A 22,219-nucleotide genomic window follows, 5' to 3' on the forward strand; every position below is an offset into this window, starting at 1 on the left:
TGTCGTGATCGTGCGAGCGTGCGATCAACCCCCCGGCTCACCGGCCTGCTCGCGGCAGCGACGCTCCTGGTGCCCGTCCCGCTCGTCCTGTCCACCACGGCGCCCGCCCAGGCGGCCGCCTCCGACGTCCAGATCACCGAGTGGGCCTACAACGGCTCGGAGTTCGTCGAGATCACCAACACCGGGTCCGACCCGGTGGACCTGACCGGCTGGTCGTTCGACGACAGCAGCCGGACCGCGGGTGCCTTCCCGATCGGGAGCCTGGGCACGCTGCGGGCGGGGGAGTCGGCGATCATCAGCGAGGCGAGCGCGGCGGCCTTCCGGGCCGAGTGGGACCTGCCGGTCGGCGTGAAGGTGGTCGGCGACAACGACCAGAACCTCGGTCGCTCCGACGAGATGAACATCTACGACGCGGGCGGCACGCTGGTCGACCGGCTGACGTACGACGACCAGACCGGCCTCGGCCCGCGCACCGACATGTCGAGCGCCTGGGTGCCCGACGCGGCGGCGCTCGCCCACCCGGACGCGACCGGGTGGACGCTCTCGACCGCCGGCGACGCCGAGGGCTCCTGGACGTCGGCCGGCAACCACGTCGGATCGCCGGGGGTCTCGACCCACGGCGGCGCGAGCACCGTGCGGATCACCGAGTGGGAGTACAACGGCTCGGAGTTCTTCGAGATCACCAACCTCGGCGCCGGACCGGCCGACCTGACCGGGTGGTCCTACAACGACAGCGCGCGGACCCCGAACGCCGTCAGCCTCAGCCCGCTCGGCACGCTGGCGCGCGGTGAGTCCGCGGTCGTCAGCGAGGCCACCGCCGAGGCCTTCCGCACCGAGTGGGACCTGCCCGCGACGGTCAAGGTGCTCGGCAGCAACCCGGTCAACCTCGGGCGCAGCGACGAGATCAACATCCACGACGCCGCGGGTGCGCTGGTGGACCGGCTCACCTACAACGACCAGGGCGCCGGCGACGTCGCCGGTCCGCGCACCGACACCGCCAGCGCGTGGGTGCCGGAGGCCGCGCTCGGTGCCAACCGGGCCAGCGCCTGGACCCGGTCGACCGCCGGTGACGCCGAGGGCTCCTGGACCTCGACCTCGGCCGGGGCGTTCGTCGCCTCGCCGGGCACCAGCACGCTCGGCAACAACCCTCCGGGCAAGCCCGGCGGCGGTGGCACCGGACCCGACCCGAGCACGATCAAGCTCAACGAGGTCGAGTCCAACGGCGACGCCGTCGGCGACTGGGTCGAGATCACCAACACCGGAACCGCGCCGGTCGACGTCTCGGGCTGGAAGGTCCGCGACGCCGACGCCGGGCACCCGTTCGCCGTCGTCCCCAGCGGTACGACGCTCGCGCCCGGCGCCTTCTTCGCGCTCTACACCGAGTTCCCCCCGCCCGGCTTCGGCCTCGGCGTCGACGACTCGGTCACGCTCTACCAGGCCGACGGCACCTCGGTGGTCGACACCTACGCGTGGTCCGGCGGGCACGCCGCGACGACGTACGGCCGCTGCCCCGACGGCACCGGCACCTGGGAGGTGACCACGGTCCCGACGCGCGGGGCGGCCAACGCGTGCAGCCCGATCCGGATCAACGAGATCGAGTCGAACGACGCGGCGGCAGGCCCGGACTGGGTCGAGCTGGTCAACCTCTCCGACGCCCCGGTCGACCTGGCCGGCTGGGTGCTCAAGGACAGCGGCGAGGCCGACCCGACCACGCTGCCCACGCCGAGCGTCGTCCCGGCGCACGGCCACCTCGTGGTGAACACCCTGGCCGCGGGTCTGGGCGGCGCGGACAGCGTCCGCCTGCTCGACCCGGCCGCCAAGCTCATCGACTCGTTCTCCTGGACCGCGCACGCCACCCAGACCTACGGCCGCTGCAAGGACGGCGTCGGCGCCTTCGTCGACAACGTCGCCCCGACGCCGGGTGCGGTCAACAGCTGCCCGGGCCTCGACACCCAGGCCTGGCCGGGCTCCCAGACGGTCCGCACCGTCGACCAGGCGGGCACGTTCAACCAGGACGCCAGCGGCCTGGTCTTCGACCCCGAGGACCCGAGCACGCTGTGGGTCGCGCAGAACAAGGCGGGCACGCTGACCAAGCTGGTCAAGGACGGCGACGGCTACGTCCCGGCCGCCGGCTGGTCACCCGGCAAGAACCCGCGCTACGCCGACGGCACCGGCGCCCCCGACACCGAGGGCATCACGATCGGTCCGGACCACGCGATCTACCTGGCCGCCGAGCGCAACAACGACGTCAGCGGCGTCAGCAAGAACGTCGTGCTCCGCTACGAGCCCGGCACGTCGATGAACGCCACCGACGAGTGGGCGCTCAACGGCCTGCTCCCGGCGGTCGGCGCCAACCTCGGCCTCGAGGGCATCACCTGGGTGCCGGACTCCTACCTCACCGGGGGCGGGCTGATCGACGAGACGACCAACCAGCCCTACAACCCGGCGTCCTACCCCGCGCACGGCACCGGCCTGTACGTCGTCGCGGTCGAGGGCACCGGCCGGCTCTACGTGCTCGCGCTCGACCAGACCGCCGCCGTCCAGGAGAGCGCGCACCTGGTCGCCACGATCGACCCGCAGCTCAAGACCAACGCCGGTCCTCCGGGCGTCATGGACGTCGTGTGGGACCCCGAGGCCGAGCGGCTCTGAGCGGTCTGCGACGACAGCTGCGACGGCGTCTCGGTGACGCTGAAGCTCCAGCAGAGCGGCCGGTTCGGGATCACCGCGGCCTACCAGCGCCCGGTCGGCATGCCGAACCTCAACAACGAGGGCTTCGCGCTCGCGCCGCAGTCGACCTGCGCCGCGGGGGAGAAGGCGGTGCTGTGGTCGGACGACGGCGACACCGGCGGCTTCTCGCTGCGCCAGGGCACGTTCCCGTGCACGGAGGTCTCGACCCCGCCGACGCCGGTGGTCAACACGGCCGCACCGGTGGTCACGGGCCGCGCCCAGGTGGGCGCGACCCTGACCGGCACGGCCGGGACCTGGACGCCGGCGCCGGGGACCACGGCGTACCAGTGGCTGGCGAACGGTACGCCGATCGCCGGCGCCACCACCGCGCGCCTCGTCGTCGCGCCGGCCCTGGCCGGCAAGCGGATCAGCCTGCGGGTCACGGTCACCGCCGACGGCTTCCTCGAGGCCGCGAAGACGTCGAGCGCCACCGCACCCGTCGCGGCGGGCACGCTGGCGCTCGCGGGCCGGCCGAAGATCACCGGCAAGGCGCGCGTCGGCACGAAGGTCGCGGTCCGGCTCGGGCGGGTCAGCCCGGCCGCGAAGGTCGGCTACGCCTGGTACGTCGACGGCCGGAGGATCGCCGGTGCCAAGGGCGCGAAGCTCCGTCTGGAGCGGAAGTGGGCCGGGCACCGGATCACCGTCAAGGCGACGTACACCGCTCCCGGCTACGCGCCGGCGACGGTGACCTCGCCCGCGGTGAAGGTCCGCCGCCGCTGACCCACGAAGTGCGCGGGTTGCTGGCACGAAGTTAGGGGGTTGCTGCCTCGAGATCCTGATCTCGAGGCAGCAACCCCCGCACTTCGTGGAGGGGTCAGCCCCGCCCGCCGCCGTGGTCGGTGGTCGGGAGGTAGCTGGCGTTGCCGGCGAACGTCACGTCGAAGCCCTCGGCGTTGACGTAGGCCGGGATCCCGCCGGGCACCCGGCACGACGCCGTACCGGCGCTGTCGGTGACCGCGTCGCAGATGAACAGGTAGCCGCCCGCCAGCGAGCTGGTCGTGGAGAAGACCAGACGCTGGCCCGCGAGCGGGGCCCCGCCGACGCCGCGCAGCGTCGCCTTGACCGTGCGGACGGTCCACAGCTGCGAGTTGATCACCGCCATGTCGGTGATCGTCGCCCGCGCCCGGTCGACGACCTGGAGCAGCTCGGGCGAGGCGCTGCCTGCCCGGCTCAGGTCACCGGAGTAGGTCGCGGTCAGCCGGTGGCTGCCCGCGGCGAACCCGTCGACCTGCAGGGTCGCCCGCTGCTGGCCCTCGACCGTCGCCAGCGGCGCGGTGCCGAGCACCGCGTTGCCGGAGCGGAAGGTGACCGAGCCGGTGGGCTTGCCCGGGGTCGGGACGGCGTCGGAGACGATCGCGGTGAGCGTCACCCGGCCGCCGTACGTCGCCGGGTTGGCGCTCGACGTGATGCCGGTGACGGTCTCGACCGCGCCGACGCTCACGCCGGCGGCGGACTCGCTGCCGGTGTAGTTGAAGCTGCCGCCGTAGACCGCACGGACCTGGTGGGCGCCGGGCGTGAGCCCCGTGGTCGTGAACGACGCGGTGCTGGTCCGCTCGGCCGGCGCGGGAGCGAGGTTGGCCGCCCCGAGCAGGGTGTCGCCGTCCCAGAACTGGACCGGACCGGTGGCCCGGCCGGTGGCCGGCGAGACGACCTGGACCGTCGCGGTGAAGGTCACCGGCTGGCCCTGGTCGGCGGTCTCGGCGTCCGCCTCGAGGTCGAGCGCGGTGCCGCCCTTGCCGATGGTCTGGCCGTTGCCCTGGTCGAGCAGGCCGGTGCTCCCGACGAACCGGGGGTCGCCGCTGAAGACCGCGGAGATCCGGTAGGTGCCGGGTGCTGCCGAGCTGAAGGCGCTGCTCTGGGCGACGCCGCCGACGAGGGCCACCGGGCCGCCGAGGTTGGCGCCGTTGATCTTGAACTGGACGGTGCCCGAGGGCGAGCCGGCGCCGGGGGCGACCGGGCTGACCGTCGCGGTGAAGGTCACCGAGCCGCCCGACGGCGTCGGGTTGGCCGACGAGGTCAGGAGCGTCGAGGTCTGCGCCCGCTGCACCTTCTGCGCCACCGAGCCGTTGCTGCCGGTGAAGCTGTCGTCGCCGTCGTACGTCGCGACGATCGCGTGCTGGCCGACGCCGAGGTCGTCGAGCGTGACCGAGGCGATGCCGCCGGTCGCGGAGGAGACCGGGACGGTGTCGAGCACGGTGCTGCCGTCGGTGAAGGTCACCGTGCCCGAGGGCGAGCCGGCACCGGGGGCGACGACGCCGACGGTGGCCGTGAAGGTGACCGGCTGGCCCGAGACCGCGGTGGGCGCGGAGCTGACCACGGTCGTCCTCGTCGCCGCCTTGTTGACCGTGTGGGTGGTGGTCGTGGAGACGCTGGTGACGAAGTTCGGGTCCGCGCTGAGGTAGCGGGCCTTGACCTGGTGGGTGCCGCGGGCGAGCGTGCTGGTGCTCATCGTGGCAGTGCCGTCCTCGAGCGCGACGTAAGGGCCGGGCTGGCCGTCGATCTCGAACTGGACGGCGCCCTGCGGGTCGCCGGTCGCCGGGGCGTCCGGGGTGACCGTCGCGGTGATGGTCACGTTCTGGCCGACCACCGACGGGTTGGGGGCCGAGCTGACCGAGGTCGTCGTGGTGGCCGCGAAGACCTTCTGGGTCAGCGTGGCCGAGCCGCCGGCGAAGCGGTCGTCACCCTCGTAGTTGGCCGTGATGACGTGGTTGCCCGCGTCGAGGCCGACCGGCGGGGAGACCGCCGTCCCGCCGTTGAGGGCGACCGGGGCGCCGATCGGCTCGCCGTCGGCGGCGAACTGGACGGTGCCGGTCGGCTCGCCCGCGCCGGGACCGGTGACCGTGACGTCGGCGGTGAAGCGCAGCGGCTCACCGGCCACGGCCTGGGCGTTGGACGTCGAGACCTCGACCGTGGTGTCGGCCCGGTTGACGCCGTGGGTGAGCTCGGCCGAGCTGCTGCTCGCGAAGTCGCCGTTGCCGTTGTACGTCGCCTGCACGGCGTGGTTGCCGGGACGCAGGTTGCTGACGGTCAGGGTCGCGGTGTCGCCGGTGAGCGGGATCGCGGTGCCGTACGGGTCGCCGTCGATGTTGAACTGCACGGCGCCACCGGGCTGGCCGACGCCGGGGGCGACCACGTCGACCTCGGCGGTGAAGGTGACCGCCTGGCCGCTCACCGTGGGGGAGCCGGTGCTGGTGAGCACCGTCGCGGTGGGCGCCTTGCCGACCGTGAGCTCCTTGGTGGCGGCCGTGCTGCCGATCAGGTTGCCGTCCCCGCTGTAGGAGGCGCCGATGGTGTGGGCGCCCGTGCTCAGCGAGTCCGTCGACGGCGAGGTCGCGGTGCCGGCGACGACCGGGACCGGGGCCCCGAGGTCGTTGCCGTCGACCGTGAACTGCACGGTGCCGGTGGGCTCGCTGGTGCCGTTGACCCGGGCCACCTGAGCGGTGAACGAGACGGCCTCACCGTGGACCACGGACGCCGGCGGCGCCAGCGTCGTGGTCGACGGGTTCTTGCCGACCGCGAACGGGCTCGAGGCGCTCGACGGCTTGTAGTAGGCGGTCTGCGCAAACGACGCCGTCACGGTGGCGTTGCGCGGGGGACCGGACAGCGGCAGCGTCGCGGTGGCGACGCCGTTGGCATCGGTGGTCGCGTTGACCGACGTACCGCCGCTCAGCGCGAAGGTGACCGTCCGGCCCGGCAGCACCGAGGTGCCGAGGTTCGGGTCGGTCAGCGTCGCCTTGACGGTCGCCGAGGTGTTCTGCGCGCCGTCCGTGGCACCGGAGTAGGCGAGCTGGGTGATGTTGTCGATCGTCACCGACCGGTTGGTGGTCTTGGTGTTGTTGGAGCAGTAGAGGAAGCCCGAGCGGTTCCGCTCGATGGCCCGGGCCGTGTAGGCCCCGTTGGGGTAGTTGTGGGTGTCGATGCCGGCGCTCTTGCCGCCGGTACCGCCCTGGACGCTCTCGAACACGACCCCGCCGGTGCTGTTGATCAGCTGCAGCGTGGTCTGCGGTCCACTGGCGTTGAGGCAGCCGGTGCCGTCGGAGGCACCGCTGTTGGACAGGGTCGCATTGCCCCGGAGGGTGGCCCCGTCGGCGGGCCCGTTGATGTCCGCGGACGCCGAGGAGGCGAGCAGGACGGGCGTGCCGAGGGTCAGGGCGAAGGCCGCGAGAGCGGCGATGGATCGGCGCACAGCGGGTCTTCCTTTCACTTGAGGATGGCGCCGCGCGCCGTCGAGGACAGGTGGTTGGCGTCGCCCTGGAAGGTCGCGACGTAGCCGCCGTTGAGGGTGAGCTGGAGCAGGTAGGCCGCCGCGCTGCACACGGCCATGCCCGACTCGTTGGTGGTGGAGGTGCACACGACCTTGGCGCCGACCTTGAACTCCACCGGCACACCGGCCAGCGGGGTCGAGCCCGCGGTGACCGTCGCCCGGAGCACGCCGAGCGGGACCGCCAGCGGGGTCAGGGACAGCACGGCGGGAGCGGTGCTCACGCTGGTCGCGCGCTTGGCCACGGCCACCGGCTTGTTGCCGGAGGTGCTGCCCTCGAACTTCGGGCCGCCCGCGAACACCGCACGCACCGTGTGGTTGCCCGCCCCCGGCGAGGCCAGGGTCACCGTGGCGACGGAGGTGCCGCCGCTGCCGGCGACGAGGGTGCCGGTCGCGACCGGCTGCCCGTCGACGGTGAAGGTGACCGTGCCGGTCGGCGCACCGAGGTGGTCGTCGGCCGCGGTGACCGTGGCGGTGGCCGTGACCGGGTCGCCGTAGGTGGTCTGGGCGCGGTCGAGGGCCAGCGTGGTCGTCGTACCCAGGCGCAGGACGCGCTGGGTCAGCTCGGCGGTGGCCGCGCCGTAGCGCAGGTCGCCGGAGTAAACGGCCGTGACGGTGTGCTCACCCGGGGTCAGGTTCGCCAGCGCCGGGCTGGTCGCGGTGCCGTCCTCGAGGGTGAGGGCGGGACCGGACGGGCGCCCGTCGATGACGATCTGGACCGAGCCGGTCGGGGTCAGGCCCGCGCCCGGAGCGGAGACCGTGACGGTGAACCGGACGTCGTCGCCGACGCCCGCGTCGGTGTCGGACGAGGTCAGGTCGACCTCGACGCTGCCGGTCTCGACCGTCTGGGTCAGGATCGCGCCGCTGCCGGAGAAGCCCGGAGCGCCGACGAAGCTGGCGATGACGGTGTGGTCGCCCGGCTCGGCGGAGGTGACCGCCTCGCTGCGGGCGACCCCGTCGCCGTCGACCGGCACCGGGGCGCCGACGTCCTGGCCGTCCACGGAGAACTGCACCGTGCCGGACGGGACGCCGTCGGTCGAGGTGACCTCGGCCCGGAAGCGCACCGCCTGCCCGTACGTCGCCGGGTTGGCGTTCGAGGTGAGCTCGGTCGTGGTGGCCGCGACCGCGGTCCCGGCGATCACCGTGTGGCTGGTCGGGGCCGACTCCGCGCCGCGGTAGTCCGCGTCGCCGTCGTAGGTCGCGACGAGCTGGTGGGTGCCCGGCGGCAGGTCGTCCAGGTCGAGGACGGCGGTGCTGCCGGACGCCGAGGCCTCCAGCGGCGCCGAGCCGATCGGGTCACCGCCGGAGAGGAAGGTGACCGTGCCGGTGGGGGAGCCCGAGCCGGGCGCGGTGGCGACGACGCTGGCGGTGAGCCGGACGTTCTCGTCCTGCACCGACGGCGACGGGTTGGCCACGAGCGCGACGGTCGTGTCGGCCGGAGCCACGTCCTGGGTGCGCTGGTCGGTGCCGGCGGCGTACCGCCCGCTGCCCGAGTACGACGCCCGCAGGGTGTGGGTGCCCGCCGTCAGCGAGGTCAGCGGCGGGAAGGCCGCGGTGCCGTTGACGACGTCGACCGGCGCGCCGACGGGGCTGCCGTCGACGAGCAGCTGCACGGTGCCGTCGGGGGCACCGCCGCCCGGGGACCGGACCGCGACGGTCGCGGTCAGGCCGACGGCCTCACCGGTGACGGTCGAGGAGTCCGTGGCGTCGAGGGTGACGTCGACGGCGGCCTTGTTGACGGTCACGGTGCGCGGCGAGGCGGCGCTGACGCCGAAGACGTCGTCACCGCGGTAGGTCGCCACGACCGGGTTGCTGCCGACCGGGAGGTCGCTGACCGTGGTGGTCGCGGTGCCGTCGGGGGCGACGCCCGCGCGGCCGACCTCGTGACCCTCGACGGTGAAGACGACCTCACCGGTGGGGGTCCCGACGGCCGTCGTGACGGTCGCGCCGAGGGTGACCTGCTCGCCGTACACGGCGGTGCCGGGGGTGACGGTCGAGGTGGTCGTGGTCGGCTTGAGCGGCTCGCGCACCCGGAAGGTGACCGCGGCGGAGGTGCTGCCGGTGTGGTCGGCGCTGCCGTTGTAGACCGCGGTGACCGTGTGGTCGCCGAGGGCCAGCGTGGACAGCGGCGGGCTCGTGGCCGAGGACCCGGACAGGGCGACGGCCGCGCCGAAGTCGGCGTTGTCGACGCGGAACTGCACGGTGCCGGACGGGTTGCCGCCGTGCGACGGGGTGACGTTCGCGGTGAACCGGACCGGCTCGCCCAGCGGGACGACGGCCGGGTCGGCCGCGACGGTCGTGGTGGTCGCGATGGTGCCGACGGTGAAGGCCGACGAGGTGCTGGCGGGCTCGAGGCCCGCGTTGCCGTCGTACGACGCGGTGACGGTGGTGGTGCGCGGCGGACCGGCGACCGGGACCGTCGTCTGGGCGACACCCGCGTTGTCGGTGGTGGCGGTCGCGGTGGCGCCGCCGGCGAGCGCGAAGGTGATCGTCCGGCCGCTGACGTCGCCGCCGGTGCGGTCGGTGAGGACCGCGCGGAGGGTGGCGGTGCTGCCCTGGGCCGCGGAGGTGTCACCGGTGTAGACCAGCGTGCTGCAGCTGCGCGGGGTGACGACGAGGGTGCCGGCCGCGGAGGCGCCGCCGGCCGTCACGACGACGCCCCAGCTGGCGCGGGCGCCGGTCTTGCTCAGCCCGTCGGCCTCGGCGGGCGCGGCGATCGTGGCGGTGTAGTTGCCGCCCGCGGTGGTCGTCGCGCTCGCGGTGACCGCGCCGCCCGGGTCGACCGGGGACTTGTCGAGCGCGATCGCGACCGGGACGCCGGCCGCGCCGCTGCTGAGCCGGCCGGCGACGGTGACGTCGCCCCCGGCGCAGGAGAGCGAGGGGGTGATCGTGCCGGTCAGCGTGGTGCCGGGCGCCGGGGTGGACGCCGAGGAGAGCTTGCGGTCGAGGGTCAGCGAGCCGCCGTCCAGGGGCAGCCGGAGCAGCTCCTGGGCGTCGTTGCGGTGCGTGGCCGACCACCAGTGGGTGTTGACGGTCTGGCCGTCGGCGCTCTGCGCGTGCACCCGGCGGGTGGTGACCGAGCCGATCGGGACGGCGCTGGTGGCGTTGGAGACCGAGGAGGGGTCCTTGAAGGAGAAGATCCCGTCGAAGGTCGACGAGCCGCTCGCCAGCGAGCCGGCGTTGTAGCTGAACCCGCCGTTGTAGGCGACGTCCACGTCGTTGTTCCACGACTGGCCCGCGTCGAGCGGGAACGCCAGGGCGCGCCAGCCGCGCTGCGGCGTCATCACCAGGTCGATGGTCGCGGTGATGTTCTGGGTGATGATGCTGACCTTGGCCCGGCCGGTGAGGTTCTGGTGCTGGGTCTCCTGCAGGAGGGCCAGGTCGGAGCGCCGGACGAACTTGGTGCCCGTGACCGAGCCGGCGAAGTTGCTCAGCTCGGCGTTGCCGACCCCGTCGACGGCCGCGCTGCCGCTGCCGCCGGTGATCGTGCCGGTGATGTTGAGCTTGTACGCCTGCTGGCCTTGGAAGGTCTCCACACCGGCGACGGTGTAGGTGACGTTCTCGTTGAGGGAGACGTCGGTCCCCGCGGCGAGGTAGCGGAAGTTCGACTGGTAGGTCCACGACCAGCCGGTGCTCCAGGCCGGGACGTCGTCCCCGGAGGCCTGGGCGGCGCCGGCGGGCGCGGCTCCGGCGGTGGCCACCATCGTCGCGACGACGGTCGCGAGGACGCTGAGCCAGGCGAGCCGGCGTCGGAAGGCCCGGGCCGCGCGCTGGCGGCCTCGGGTGGGCAGGTTGCTGTCGATCGGCGCAGGGAGCATGCGTCACCGTCCCGTGGGTCGGGGGGATGCCACCCGAGAGGGACGGGCACGGGAGCCCATGTGGCGGAGGGAGTGGCCGGATTCAAGCAGGTTTGTGACCCGTCGCACAGTGTTTTCTGAAAAGGGTTCACGTTTTCTTTGCCTGAGTGACCGCGGTTCGCCGCCACGCGCCTGCGCGCCGTAACCTTGGGCCTTGTGGCTGGCCCTGACTACGACTCCGAGATCAAGCAGCTGACTGCGACGATGCGCACCATCGAGCAGGTCCTCGACCTGCCCGCGATGGAGCAGGAGATCGCGGACCTCGGCGTCCAGGTCGCCGCACCCGACCTGTGGGACGACCAGGCCAACGCCACCCGCGTCACCGGCCGGCTCTCCGCGCTCCAGGGTCAGGTCGAGCGCTTCCGCACGCTGCAGCAGCGCATCGACGACCTCGCGGTCCTCGCCGAGCTCGCCGCCGAGGAGGCCGACGCCGACACCCTCGCCGAGGCCGACGCCGAGCTCGACAAGGTCAAGAAGGCCGTCGAGGGCCTCGAGGTCCGCACCCTCCTCTCCGGCGAGTACGACGAGCGCGAGGCCATCGTCACCATCCGCTCCGGCGCCGGCGGCGTCGACGCGGCCGACTTCGCCGAGATGCTCATGCGGATGTACACCCGCTGGGCCGAGCGCAACAAGTACCCCGTCGAGGTCTACGACATCTCCTACGCCGAGGAGGCGGGCATCAAGTCCGCCGAGTTCGCGATCCACGCGCCCTACGCCTACGGCACCCTCTCCGTCGAGGTCGGCACCCACCGCCTGGTCCGGATCAGCCCGTTCGACAACCAGGGCCGGCGCCAGACCTCCTTCGCCGCGGTCGAGGTCGTGCCCCAGCTGGAGCAGACCGACGAGATCGAGATCGACGAGAACGAGATCCGTACCGACGTCTTCCGCTCCGGCGGCCCCGGCGGTCAGTCGGTCAACACGACCGACTCCGCGGTCCGCCTCACGCACATCCCCACCGGCATCGTGGTCTCGTGCCAGAACGAGAAGTCGCAGCTGCAGAACAAGGCCGCCGCGATGATCGTGCTCAAGGCCAAGCTCCTCGCGAAGAAGAAGGCCGAGGAGGCCGCGCTCAAGAAGGACCTCAAGGGCGACGTCGCCGCGAGCTGGGGCGACCAGATGCGCAACTACGTCCTCAACCCGTACCAGATCGTCAAGGACCTGCGCACCGGCTACGAGACCGGCAACCCGCAGCCGGTGTTCGACGGCGACATCGACGGCTTCCTCGAGGCCGGCATCCGCTGGCGCCGCGGCGCCGAGAAGGCCGCCGACAACTGATCGTCAGCGCGCCTTGGCCGCGGCCGAGCGCGGGCTGAACCCGCTCCACCCCAGCTTGTTGCGCGCCTTGACCCGGACCGCCCAGCGGCCCTTGGGCAGCAGCAGCTGGACTGCGGTCGAGCCGGGCGGCAGCACCGCCGTGCTGCGGGTGCCGATGACGCGCCCGCCGGCGGAGATCTTGAACGCCTTGATCACGTAGCCGGTGATCGCCGCGCCGCCGGTGGCGGGCGGCGTCCAGCGCACGCCCACCGAGAGGCGACCACCTCGCGCCCCCGGCCGGACGGCGGCCGCGCGCGGCGTACCGGGTCGGGTGGCGGGTCCAGTGGCCGGCGGCTTGCCCGAGCCCACCGGGGGCGGATCGGTCGGGTCGGTGCCCGGTCCGGGGCCCGGCGTGCCGGAGCAGCCGGTGACGGACAGGTGGTAGCTGCCGGCGCTGCCGTAGCTGTCGTAGCCGCCCGAGCCCCAGCCGCTGCCCCCGCCGGAGAGCGAGCCCGCACCCGCGACGACGACGTGGAAGGGGCCGCCGTTCAGGGTGCCGGTGACGCTCGCGCCGAGGCCGGTGACACCGGAGGAGGTCCGGGCGGTGGCGGGGGCGGCGGCCTGGAGGAGGGCGCCGGTGCTGTCGCGCAGCTCGACGCGCAGGTCGAGGTTCGGGCCGACCGGCGCGGGGGTGGCGGTCGCGGTGACCGGACCCGTGCAGTCGGTGACGCTGAACCAGTCCCGGTCGTCGCGACCGGTGATCACGCCGTCGCCGCCGGGCAGGGACGACAGCGGGACGGCGGTGGCCGGGGTGCTCCCGGCCTCGTCGGGGCGCAGGCTCGCGCCGTTGGCGCCCAGCACCGCGAAGTCGTCCTCGCGGTTGTTCGCCGAGGGGTAGTCGCCGCGCGACCATTGGGTCACGCCCGCGGAGTAGGGGCTGCCCATGAGCGGACCCCACAGGGCGGTGCCCGCGTAGTAGCCGCTGCTGGTGGTGCCGTCGTGCCCGAGCCCGAGCGTGTGCCCGGCCTCGTGGGAGGCCGCTTCGGCCATGTTCTTGGCCTTGTTGCTCAGCGACGAGGGGAACACCCAGGCGGGGCTGCGGGTCTCGCCGTTGGTGATCGAGTCGAAGGTGCCGATCCAGGCGATGCCGCCGCAGGCGCCGCCGCACAGCTGGGTCTGGATCGAGCTGCCCGAGCTGAACGCCACCCGGGCGCCGTAGACCTGGTCGGCGGCCGAGCTGCGCCACAGCCCGCCGGCCGGGGGCTCCTCGGTCGTGACGTCGACGTCGAAGGGGGCGTAGTCCTCGGCGACCCGCGCCCACACCTCCTGGATCATCGAGCGCTCGGTGTCGGAGAATGCCGACGAGCCGTCGAGCGACCAGCCGGGAAAGAGCAGCGTGCTCAGGCCGTTGAGCAGCCAGGAGTTGCTCGAGAGCAGCGAGCCCCCGTTGAAGTCGAGGTAGATCGTCCGGTTCGCGCCGGGGCGGCTGTGCAGCGTGAACGTGTCGGCCAGCGTCGCCGAGGCCAGCGCCTCGCCCTGGTCGAGCCGGGTGCCGTCGCCGGCCGCGCTCTGCGCCGTCGCGACCGGCGGGTGCCACTCGTCGACCGCGAAGAGCGTCCCGTCGGGGGCCACGTCGACCGCGGGGTCCGTGGCCAGCATCCTCGCCTCGTGGGCGCTCAGGCCCGGGACGTCGTCCCCGTCGGTCCGGTCCGGTTCGGTGGCGGAGGCGGGGATCGCGAGACCTGCCACCGTGAGGGCGAGCCCGGCGACGCCGAGACCCCCCGCACGCACGAGATGCAGCATGACGACACCGTTCGGTCGCCACGGGGCGCGCTTGAGGGGTCCGGGACCGTCGTCCCGGGAAGTCCGGGACGGGGTCCCAGGGGGTGTTCCGGGGGCTCAGCCGACGGGGACGGCGGCGGCCTGGGCGACCGCCACGCACCAGCGTCCGGCGCGGTCGACGAGCTGGTCCTGGGGGAGCCCGGCGGGCAGGCTCAGGCTGCACGCGAGCCAGGCGTCGCCGTACAGGCCGCGGAAGGTGATGCTGCGCTGGTCGCCGTTGGTGCAGACCAGGCCGACCGAGGGGGCGCCGTACGCGGGGGTGCCGGGGAGCGGCGCGCAGCCCGGAGTGCGCCCGGCCGCGGCGACCAGGCGCTGGGCCCAGTCCGCGGTGACCGGGGGAGCGAAGACCCACGCCTCGGCCAGTCCGGGCGTGGCGCCCTCGGTGGCGCTCGCCCGGCAGCCGTACTCGTGGGCGACACAACCTCCGGCGATCGCCTCGGTCTGCTCGCCGTTGTCGTAGCCCGCCGCCGACGCCTCGGTGCCGAGCGCGGCCTTGACCGCCTCGGCGGGCACGAGCTCGCAGAAGGGCGCACGTCGTACGACGGCCTTGGTGCTGTCGAACTCGCTCAGCGGCGTGCCCGTGTAGGCGGCGGGCTTGCGGGCCGGCGGGGGCGCGGTCTCGTCGGAGACGACCACCCCGATCGCGACGGGGATGAGCGTGAGCAGCGCGGAGAGCAGCAGCGCACGCAGGACCGTCGGCACGCAGGTCACCCTAGAGGACGCACCTGAGAGGCCGACGCACCGGCGCACGCGTCCACCGTGCGGCCTTGTCCGTGGCGTACCGTCTTGCCAGTGATTCGCTTCGAAAAGGTCACCAAGCGCTACCCCGGGCCCGGGAAGCCGGCGCTCGACCAGGTCACCCTCGACATCGACAAGGGCGAGTTCGTCTACCTCGTCGGTACGTCGGGCTCCGGCAAGTCGACCGCCCTGCGGCTGGTCCTGCGCGAGCTCCGTCCGACCACCGGCCGGGTGCACGTCGCCGGCAAGGAGATCAACCGGATGGCCGGGTGGAAGGTGCCCCGGCTGCGCCGCCAGATCGGCACCGTCTTCCAGGACTTCCGGCTGCTGCCCAACAAGACCGTCAGCGAGAACGTCGCCTTCGCCCAGCAGGTGATCGGCAAGTCCCGCCGCGAGATCGCCAAGGTCGTCCCCGAGACCCTCGAGCTGGTCGGCCTCAAGGACAAGGGCGACCGGATGCCCGACGAGCTCTCCGGCGGCGAGCAGCAGCGGGTGGCGATCGCTCGCGCGTTCGTCAACCGACCGATGATCCTCATCGCCGACGAGCCGACCGGCAACCTCGACCCCGCGACCTCCGTGGGGATCATGAACCTCCTGGGTGACATCAACGCCACCGGGACGACCGTGCTGATGGCCACCCACGACCACGGCATCGTCGACCAGTTCACCAAGCGGGTGATCGAGCTCGAGCACGGCCGGGTCGTCCGCGACGAGGCTTCCGGCAGCTACGGCTTCCAGCACTGATCCAGGAGAGCGTCCCTTCCCATGCAGCTGCGCTACGTCTTCACCGAGCTCCGCACCGGTCTGCGGCGGAACCTGTCGATGCACCTCGCGGTCATCGTCACCCTTTTCGTCTCGCTGTCCCTGGCGGGCATCGGCATCCTGCTCCAGCAGGAGGCCAAGATCGCCCGCTCCACCTTGGGCGACGAGCTCAAGATCCTGGTCAACCTCTGCACCCAGGACGACCCCTCCAACAGCCCCAACTGCGGCAGCGGTGAGGTCACCGAGGAGCAGAAGCAGCGGATCGAGCAGGAGATCAAGGACAACCCCGAGGTCCGCTCCTTCCGCTACGTCTCCAAGGAGGAGGGCTTCGACAACGCCCGCAAGTCCGGCCAGATCCCCGACAGCGCCATCACCGGGCCCAACCCGGTCGTGACCGTCGAGCAGTGGCCCCAGGGCTACTGGGTGACCCTCAAGGACCCCAACGAGGCCGACGGCATCACCAGTGCCCTCGTGGGCCTCGACGGCGTCTCGGGCATCAAGGACCAGCGCAAGGCGCTCGGCCAGATCTTCGGGATCATGAAGGTCCTCAAGTACGGCTCCTGGATCGGTTCGGCGTTCCTGATCTTCGCCGCGCTCCTCCAGGTCACCAACACGATCCGGCTGGCCGCCCTCGCCCGGCGCCGCGAGATCGCGATCATGCGCCTGGTCGGCGCCTCCACGCTCTACATCGCGCTGCCCTTCCTCCTCGAGGCGCTGGTCACCGCGATCGTCGGTGTCGGACTCGCCGCGGGCGCGCTGGCGGCGTTCCAGTACTGGGGCGTCGAGAAGGGTCTCGCCGAGCACGTGCAGTTCCTGCCGTGGGTCGACTGGGGCGACTACTTCCAGTCGCTGGTCGGGTTCTTCCCGGGCATTCCCGGCATCGTGATCCTCGGTCCGGTGCTCACGCTGCTCCCGACACTCCTGCTGACCCGCAAATACGTCAAAGTGTGAGTCCGGGCGGTTACGGTCGAGAGGTTCACTTCCCCGAACACTGATTGGTCTGACCCGTGCGCTTCTTCCCCAGCGCCCCCTGGCTCCGCCGTGCCTTCGATCGGCTGCCGGGATGGGCTCACCCGCAATGGCTCGTCGTCATCGGCGCGACCCTGGCTGCCGTCATCGGTCTGGCGATGCCGCTGGCCAACGCCGACGACCGCAACGACCTCAAGCACCAGCAGGACAAGGTGCGCGGCGAGATCTCCAGCGTCAAGGGAGACATCCACGAGGCCAGCCAGAAGGTCGCCCGGATCGCCGGCCGGCTCGAGACCGCCAAGGCGCAGCTGAGCACCGCACGCACCAAGCTCGCCTCGGTCCGCAGCGACCTCGGCAAGGCGCAGGCGGCCGCGGCGACGCTGGCCACCAAGCTCGCCGACGCCGAGCAGAAGCTCGTGGTCGCCAAGGAGGCGCTCGTCCAGGCCCGCGCCGATGTCGTCGTCCAGCGGGGGGAGAGCCGCCGCGCCGTCGTGTCGATGGCCACCGGTGACGACGCCCGGATCGCGCTCATGGAGTCCTACCTCACCAGCGGCACCATCGAGGACGTCCTCACCGGCCAGACGGCGTACGAGGTGGTGACGGGGCGGCAGAACCAGGCCCTGGTCAAGCTCGAGGAGGCCGAGGACGCGATGCAGGAGCAGCGCGACGCGGTCCGCTCGGCGCGCGACGAGGTCGCCACCGCCAAGAAGGCCGCCGACGACAACGTGCTCACCGTCCAGCGCCTCGTCGACCGCGCCGCGGCCACCGAGGCCGAGGTCTCCGCCCTGGTCACGAGCACCGAGAGCGCCCGCGCGGCCGTCGTCCGCGCCCGGGCCGAGGACCAGGCGGCCCTGCGCCGCCTCGAGAAGCGCGAGGCCCGCATCCGCGCCCGCATCCTGGAGCTGTCGAAGAAGCAGGGCGGCTCCTACAACGGCGACACCGGCGGCCTCCTCGCCAAGCCCGGCCCCGGCCCCGTGACCTCGCCCTTCGGCTGGCGGATCCACCCGATCTACGGCTACTACGGCCTGCACAACGGCACCGACTTCGGCACCGGCTGCGGCGCCGCCCTGTGGGCCGGCGAGTCCGGCACCGTGATCAGCGAGTACTACGACGAGGTCTACGGCAACCGCCTCTACCTCGCCATCGGCAAGGTCAACGGCGCCAACATCACGCTCGTCTACAACCACCTGAGCCGCTACGCCGTCAGCCAGGGCGCCCGGGTCAAGCGCGGCCAGGTCGTCGGCTACTCCGGCACCACGGGCTGGTCCACCGGCTGCCACCTGCACTTCACGGTGCTGCGCAACGGCGAGGCCGTGAACCCGATGCAGTACCTCTAGGACTGCCGCCAAACCGGTTGCGGGCTCCTGAGAGAATCGTCGGTATGGCCAAGAAGTCGGGTGCGACGAAGAAGGAGGACGCGAGCGGGCGCACGCTCGTCGCGTCCAACAAGAAGGCGCGCCACGACTACCACATCGAGGACACCTTCGAGGCCGGCCTCGTGCTCCAGGGCACCGAGGTGAAGTCGCTGCGGATGGGCCGGGCCAGCCTCGTCGACGGCTTCGTCGACATCGACGGCGGCGAGGCCTGGCTGCACGGGGTGCACATCCCCGAGTACGCCCAGGGCACCTGGACCAACCACGCCGCGCGCCGCAAGCGCAAGCTCCTGCTGCACCGCCTCGAGATCGACAAGATCGAGCGCAAGGTCAGCGAGAAGGGGCACACCGTGGTCCCGCTGGCGCTCTACTTCGTCAAGGGCCGCGCCAAGATCGAGATCGGCCTGGCCAAGGGCAAGAAGTCCTGGGACAAGCGCCAGGCGATCGCCGAGCGCACCGCGGACCGCGAGAAGGAAGAGGCCATCGGCCGCCGGCTCAAGGGCATGCGTGACTGAGGCCGAGGTCGCCGACATCGCGGAGGTCGCCGAGGTCCGCGCGTTCTGGGGGCGGCTCGGGCTGCCGGGCCTGATGGACCTGCACGTGCACTTCCTGCCGCCGCCCATCGAGCGCGCGGTGTGGCGCGAGTTCGACAACGGGGGAGAGCTGATCGGGCGCGAGTGGCCCATCCGCTACCGCTTCGGCGCCGACGAGCGCCTCGCCCTGCTGCGCGCCTTCGGCGTGCGCCGCTTCCCGACCCTGCCCTACGCGCACAAGCCCGGCGTGGCCGGCTTCCTCAACGACTGGAGCCGCACGTTCGCCGCCGAGGTGCCCGAGGTGCTGTGGACGGCGACCTTCTACCCGGAGCCCGAGGCGCCGTCGTACGTGGAGGGGTTGGTGCGCGACGGCGTCGCGCTGTTCAAGCTCCACTCCCAGGTCGGCGGCTTCCACGTCGACGACCCCCTGCTCGACGGGGTCTGGGAGGTCCTCGCCGACAGTGGGACGCCCGTCGTCGCGCACGTCGGCTCGGGGCCCGTCGGGACGCCGTACACGGGGCCGGAGGCGATGACCCGTCTGCTGCGCCGCTTCCCGCACCTCCAGGTGCTCATCGCCCACCTGGGCGCCCCGGAGACCGCCGACTTCATCGCCCTCGCCGAGCAGTACGACGGCGTCCACCTCGACACCTCCATGGCCCTCGCCCCCTTCTTCACCGACCCCCACGGCGGACGCGGCGAGCTCGGACGCGACCTCGTCCCCCGCCTGGGCGACCTGCAGCACAAGGTGGTCTACGGCTCGGACTTCCCGACGCTGCCGTTCGGCTACGCCGAGCAGCTCGGCTGGCTCGCCGACCTCGACCTGGGCGACGACTGGCTGCGCGACGTGTGCTGGCACAACGCCGTACGGCTGGTGGGGGAGCCGGTCCCGGCCGCTGAGGGATAACCAGTGCCGCCCTCGCCGTACGGGTCGCTAGACTGGACCCGACGGCGCGGCGACGCGTGGTCGGTTGACAACTCAAGAGGGGCTGATCGGTTTCGACTTGGGACGTTTGTCCCAGGGGAAGCGGGTCGAGAAGCCAGCGTCATCTCGTAAACGATCGCTGGAAACCAATAACTGCCAACGCTAAGCGCAGTTCCTTCGCTCTCGCTGCCTGAGCAGTGATCGAAGCGTCTGACCGGGCATCCGTCTCCGTCCCGGACCCAGACGTCATCTAGGAGACTTGCTGCGTCACTCTCGCCGGGAGGGTGACGCGGGACTCAAACCCGGCTGGGCCTGTCGGCGACGTGTCAGTGCGAGCGCCGGGGCCGAGTAAAACGACACCACTGACTGCACCCGGAGAAGACCTGGCTCGGCGCTCGAGGACCGGGGTTCGATTCCCCGCAGCTCCACTGATGGCGGAAGCCTCAGCCTTCGGGCTGGGGCTTCTTGCTTTTTTGCCAGGGCTATCGACCTGTCTGGTCGGACCGGCGGCACCACCCGTGCGAAGATCACGTTTCGTCGACAAGCAGGCCGGCTGGATCTGTGGAACCCATGGTGACCCGGGCGCGACCCCGAGGACTCTCCTTGCCCGTACGAACCGCCCTTCCTAGCCGAGCAGCACGCGAGGGCGCCCTGATCGTCGGCTCCCTCGCACTTCTCGCTGCGTGCTCCGGAAGCTCCTCGGCAGACCACGCACCCAAGGTGGGCGGGCCGATCGCGTCCAGTCCCGATAGCGGCACGGTCTGTTTGCAGGCGCGTCCCGGAGGACCCCGTGACTTCACGCTGGGGTTCAACATCGTCACCAACACCGGTTCGGACCCGGCCGAGATCGGCCGGGTCGAGCTCGTGGGTGCGAAGGACCTCGCGATCGAGGAGGCGTGGCTGGTTGCGACGAGCGCGGCGCTCGGGGACCACAGCCGATTCCCGCCGACCCGCGAGGCCTTGGCCGCGTCCGAGGTCGTTTGGGACCAGCGGGTCGCCGTCCCTGGTGCTTCGGCCGACCCCGGCGTGCGCTACAACCTCGTGCTCCATGTCGCCGCGACCAGTCGCTTCCCCGAGGCGTCGGGGATCCGGTTCACCTACACCGTTGCTGGTGAGGAGCACCGCTGGCAGACCGACATCGGGTTCGCGGTCAAGGACCCCTGCTAGGCGGATGGTCGAGACTGACCTGGTCGGTGGCTTCCGGTCGCGCAGCGCGGCTCGCTGGATCAGAGGTCCTTCCGGAAGTGCACGTCCGCCTCACCCGCGACCGGTACGCCGTCCCAGCGCATGATCTCGTCGTACCCCTGGCGTACGTAGAACCCCGGCGCCTGGAACGTGAACGACGTGACGAACACCCGTCGTGCGCCCCGCTCCGCCGCGGCCTCCTCGAACGCCGCGAGCAGCCGCGCGCCGAGCCCGGTGCCCCGCTGGTCCTCGCGCACCCAGGTCATGGCGATGCCCGCCGCCTCCTGCCAGGTCCAACCGGTGACGCCGCCGAGCAGGACGCCGTCGTCGGTGCAGCGCACGGTCAGCTCGACCGCCCCGGGCCCCGGTACGGCGGCCGCGTTGTGGGCGTCGAGGTGGTCGGAGAGCTGCTGGTCGAGGATGGGATCGGCTTTGCCGATGCTCAGGTGGTGGGGCATCGGCCGATCATGTCGTCAGCCGGGCGGCCAGGAAGGCCACCCACGCCGACTCGTCGTCAGGTCTGTAGGTGCCGTGCCGGCCGTCGCGGGCCCGGAGGGTCGTGTCCGCCGAGCCGAGAGCGTCGTAGAGGGCGAGCTGTCCGGCGAACGGGAAGATCTCGTCCTGGCGCTCGGCGTGGAAGAGGGTGGGGGCCTGGACCGCTCGCGCCGCGGCGAGCGTGAGATCGGGGATGTCGAGGCCGGGGTGGAGGAGGCCGCTGTGGCGGGTGCCGATCTTGCCGAGCACAGCGGCGTCGAGGTCCCGGCCCATGCGGGCGGCGAGGTGCAGGCCGATCCGGGCGCCCATCGACATCCCGAGGTAGCCGACCCGCGCAGGCTGGAGCTCTGCGATCACGGCCAGCCACTCATCCCCGCACCGGTCCAGAACCACGTCGACGCCCTCGGCGACCATCAGCTCCTGGTAGTCGGCGCCGGCCACGGGAGCCCGGTCGCCGTGGAAGGGGCCATCGAGGGCGACGACGGTCAGACCGTGGCGGACGAGCAGCGGGGCGATGCGCGCATTGCGCTCGCCGGTCTTGTGGCTGCGTCCGCCGTGCCCGAGGAGGACGACGGATGCCTCGCCGTCGCGCGGCGGGGCCGCGGGGTGCCAGACGGCCCGCGGTGCGGGCATCAGCCGGCGGCGATCGCCGCGCTGACCGCCTCGGCGACCGGCACGTCCCCACCGACCAGGTTCCACTGCCGCCCGACCGTACGAGCGTCCCCGACCACCGCGGCGACCGCCGCCGCGACATCGGCCCGGGTGACGTCCCCGCGCGCGACGGCCGGCCCCAGCGCCACCCGGCCGGTGGGTGGGTCGTCGGTGAGGCGGCCGGGGCGGAGGATGGTCCAGTCGAGGGGGCTGTCGCGCAGGGCGGTGTCGGCGTCGCGCTTGGCGGCGACGTAGGCGGCCCAGACGGCGGGGGCGTCGGGGGAGACGGGGTGGTCGACGTCGATGGCGGAGACCTGGACGAAGCGTTGGATGCCGAGGCTCTGGGCGGCGGCGGAGGACTTGAGGGAGCCTTCGAGGTCGACGGTGCGCTTGCGGTCGATATTGCCGTCGGGGCCGCCGCCGGCGCTGAAGACGACGGCGGCGCAGCCGGCGAAGGCGGTGGCGAAGCCGGCGACGTCGCTGTTCTCGATGTCGAGCAGGCGGACCTCGGCGCCGAGGGCCTCGAGGGCGGTGCGCTGGGACTCGCTGCGGACCAGGGCGACCGGTTGGTGCCCGGCGGCGACGAGCAGGGGGTGCAGCAGGCGGGCGATCTGACCGCTTCCTCCGACGACGGCGATACGCATGCCCCC

At 72.5% G+C, this 22,219-nt stretch carries 16 protein-coding genes and 1 other RNA gene; 10 read left to right on the plus strand and 7 right to left on the minus strand.

Going from position 1 to position 22,219, the window contains the following annotated elements:
- Positions 1 to 18: 18 nt before the first annotated feature.
- On the plus strand, positions 19 to 2,649 hold the full coding sequence (locus tag M0M48_RS02780; protein ID WP_257754315.1) for a lamin tail domain-containing protein: 2,631 nt from the start codon (positions 19 to 21) through the stop codon (positions 2,647 to 2,649).
- Between the two features lie 33 nt (positions 2,650 to 2,682).
- Positions 2,683 to 3,447 (plus strand): hypothetical protein, encoded by a 765-nt coding sequence (locus M0M48_RS02785; RefSeq protein ID WP_257754316.1) that lies wholly within the window; start codon positions 2,683 to 2,685, stop codon positions 3,445 to 3,447.
- Positions 3,448 to 3,541: 94 nt separating this feature from the next.
- Here the strand turns inward: M0M48_RS02785 and M0M48_RS02790 are convergent, their stop codons facing one another.
- Both M0M48_RS02790 and M0M48_RS02795 read right to left on the minus strand, forming a co-directional pair.
- Complete coding sequence (locus M0M48_RS02790; protein WP_257754317.1) at positions 3,542 to 6,913, minus strand: beta strand repeat-containing protein; 3,372 nt, start codon at positions 6,911 to 6,913, stop codon at positions 3,542 to 3,544.
- A 14-nt stretch (positions 6,914 to 6,927) separates the two neighbouring features.
- Positions 6,928 to 10,806 (minus strand): Ig-like domain-containing protein, encoded by a 3,879-nt coding sequence (locus M0M48_RS02795; protein WP_257754318.1) that lies wholly within the window; start codon positions 10,804 to 10,806, stop codon positions 6,928 to 6,930.
- A gap of 195 nt (positions 10,807 to 11,001) precedes the next feature.
- On the opposite strand from M0M48_RS02795, the gene prfB reads away from it, so the two are divergent.
- Complete coding sequence (prfB, locus tag M0M48_RS02800; protein WP_257754319.1) at positions 11,002 to 12,120, plus strand: peptide chain release factor 2; 1,119 nt, start codon at positions 11,002 to 11,004, stop codon at positions 12,118 to 12,120.
- A 3-nt stretch (positions 12,121 to 12,123) separates the two neighbouring features.
- Here the strand turns inward: prfB and M0M48_RS02805 are convergent, their stop codons facing one another.
- Together M0M48_RS02805 and M0M48_RS02810 are read right to left on the minus strand one after the other, a co-directional pair.
- Positions 12,124 to 13,902: a fibronectin type III domain-containing protein gene (locus tag M0M48_RS02805; RefSeq protein ID WP_257754320.1), complete on the minus strand. Its 1,779-nt coding sequence runs from the start codon at positions 13,900 to 13,902 to the stop codon at positions 12,124 to 12,126.
- Positions 13,903 to 13,998: 96 nt separating this feature from the next.
- Positions 13,999 to 14,643 (minus strand): hypothetical protein, encoded by a 645-nt coding sequence (locus tag M0M48_RS02810; protein WP_257754321.1) that lies wholly within the window; start codon positions 14,641 to 14,643, stop codon positions 13,999 to 14,001.
- Positions 14,644 to 14,733: 90 nt separating this feature from the next.
- Here M0M48_RS02810 and ftsE point away from each other — a divergent pair, with 90 nt between their 5' ends.
- The 7 genes from ftsE to M0M48_RS02845 all read left to right on the plus strand — a co-directional run bounded on the left by ftsE (position 14,734) and on the right by M0M48_RS02845 (position 20,405).
- On the plus strand, positions 14,734 to 15,423 hold the full coding sequence (ftsE, locus tag M0M48_RS02815) for a cell division ATP-binding protein FtsE (protein WP_257754322.1): 690 nt from the start codon (positions 14,734 to 14,736) through the stop codon (positions 15,421 to 15,423).
- 21 nt (positions 15,424 to 15,444) lie between these two features.
- Entirely contained in the window at positions 15,445 to 16,392 is a 948-nt protein-coding gene (ftsX, locus tag M0M48_RS02820; RefSeq protein WP_215816426.1) for a permease-like cell division protein FtsX, read from the plus strand.
- A 56-nt stretch (positions 16,393 to 16,448) separates the two neighbouring features.
- On the plus strand, positions 16,449 to 17,747 hold the full coding sequence (locus tag M0M48_RS02825) for a M23 family metallopeptidase (protein ID WP_215816425.1): 1,299 nt from the start codon (positions 16,449 to 16,451) through the stop codon (positions 17,745 to 17,747).
- A 44-nt stretch (positions 17,748 to 17,791) separates the two neighbouring features.
- Complete coding sequence (gene smpB / locus M0M48_RS02830; protein WP_215816424.1) at positions 17,792 to 18,298, plus strand: SsrA-binding protein SmpB; 507 nt, start codon at positions 17,792 to 17,794, stop codon at positions 18,296 to 18,298.
- Positions 18,291 to 19,220: an amidohydrolase family protein gene (locus M0M48_RS02835; RefSeq protein WP_257754323.1), complete on the plus strand. Its 930-nt coding sequence runs from the start codon at positions 18,291 to 18,293 to the stop codon at positions 19,218 to 19,220. The genes smpB and M0M48_RS02835 overlap by 8 nt, the downstream gene beginning before the upstream one ends.
- 78 nt (positions 19,221 to 19,298) lie before the next feature.
- Positions 19,299 to 19,669, plus strand: a transfer-messenger RNA (tmRNA) gene (gene ssrA / locus M0M48_RS02840).
- Between the two features lie 289 nt (positions 19,670 to 19,958).
- Entirely contained in the window at positions 19,959 to 20,405 is a 447-nt protein-coding gene (locus M0M48_RS02845) for a hypothetical protein (RefSeq protein WP_257754324.1), read from the plus strand.
- 59 nt (positions 20,406 to 20,464) lie between these two features.
- On the opposite strand, the gene M0M48_RS02850 is transcribed toward M0M48_RS02845, so the two are convergent.
- The 3 genes from M0M48_RS02850 to M0M48_RS02860 are packed head-to-tail and all read right to left on the minus strand — an operon-like array spanning position 20,465 to position 22,213.
- Positions 20,465 to 20,881, minus strand: coding sequence for a GNAT family N-acetyltransferase (locus M0M48_RS02850; protein ID WP_257754325.1), 417 nt, complete (start codon positions 20,879 to 20,881; stop codon positions 20,465 to 20,467).
- Positions 20,882 to 20,888: 7 nt separating this feature from the next.
- Complete coding sequence (locus M0M48_RS02855) at positions 20,889 to 21,551, minus strand: alpha/beta hydrolase (RefSeq protein ID WP_257754326.1); 663 nt, start codon at positions 21,549 to 21,551, stop codon at positions 20,889 to 20,891.
- The gene (locus M0M48_RS02860; RefSeq protein ID WP_257754327.1) at positions 21,551 to 22,213 is read right to left on the minus strand and encodes an NAD(P)H-binding protein; all 663 of its coding nucleotides are present in this window, start codon (positions 22,211 to 22,213) and stop codon (positions 21,551 to 21,553) included. The genes M0M48_RS02855 and M0M48_RS02860 overlap by 1 nt, the downstream gene beginning before the upstream one ends.
- Positions 22,214 to 22,219: the final 6 nt, after the last annotated feature.

It is taken from the genome of Pimelobacter simplex (assembly GCF_024662235.1).
GTDB lineage: Bacteria > Actinomycetota > Actinomycetes > Propionibacteriales > Nocardioidaceae > Nocardioides.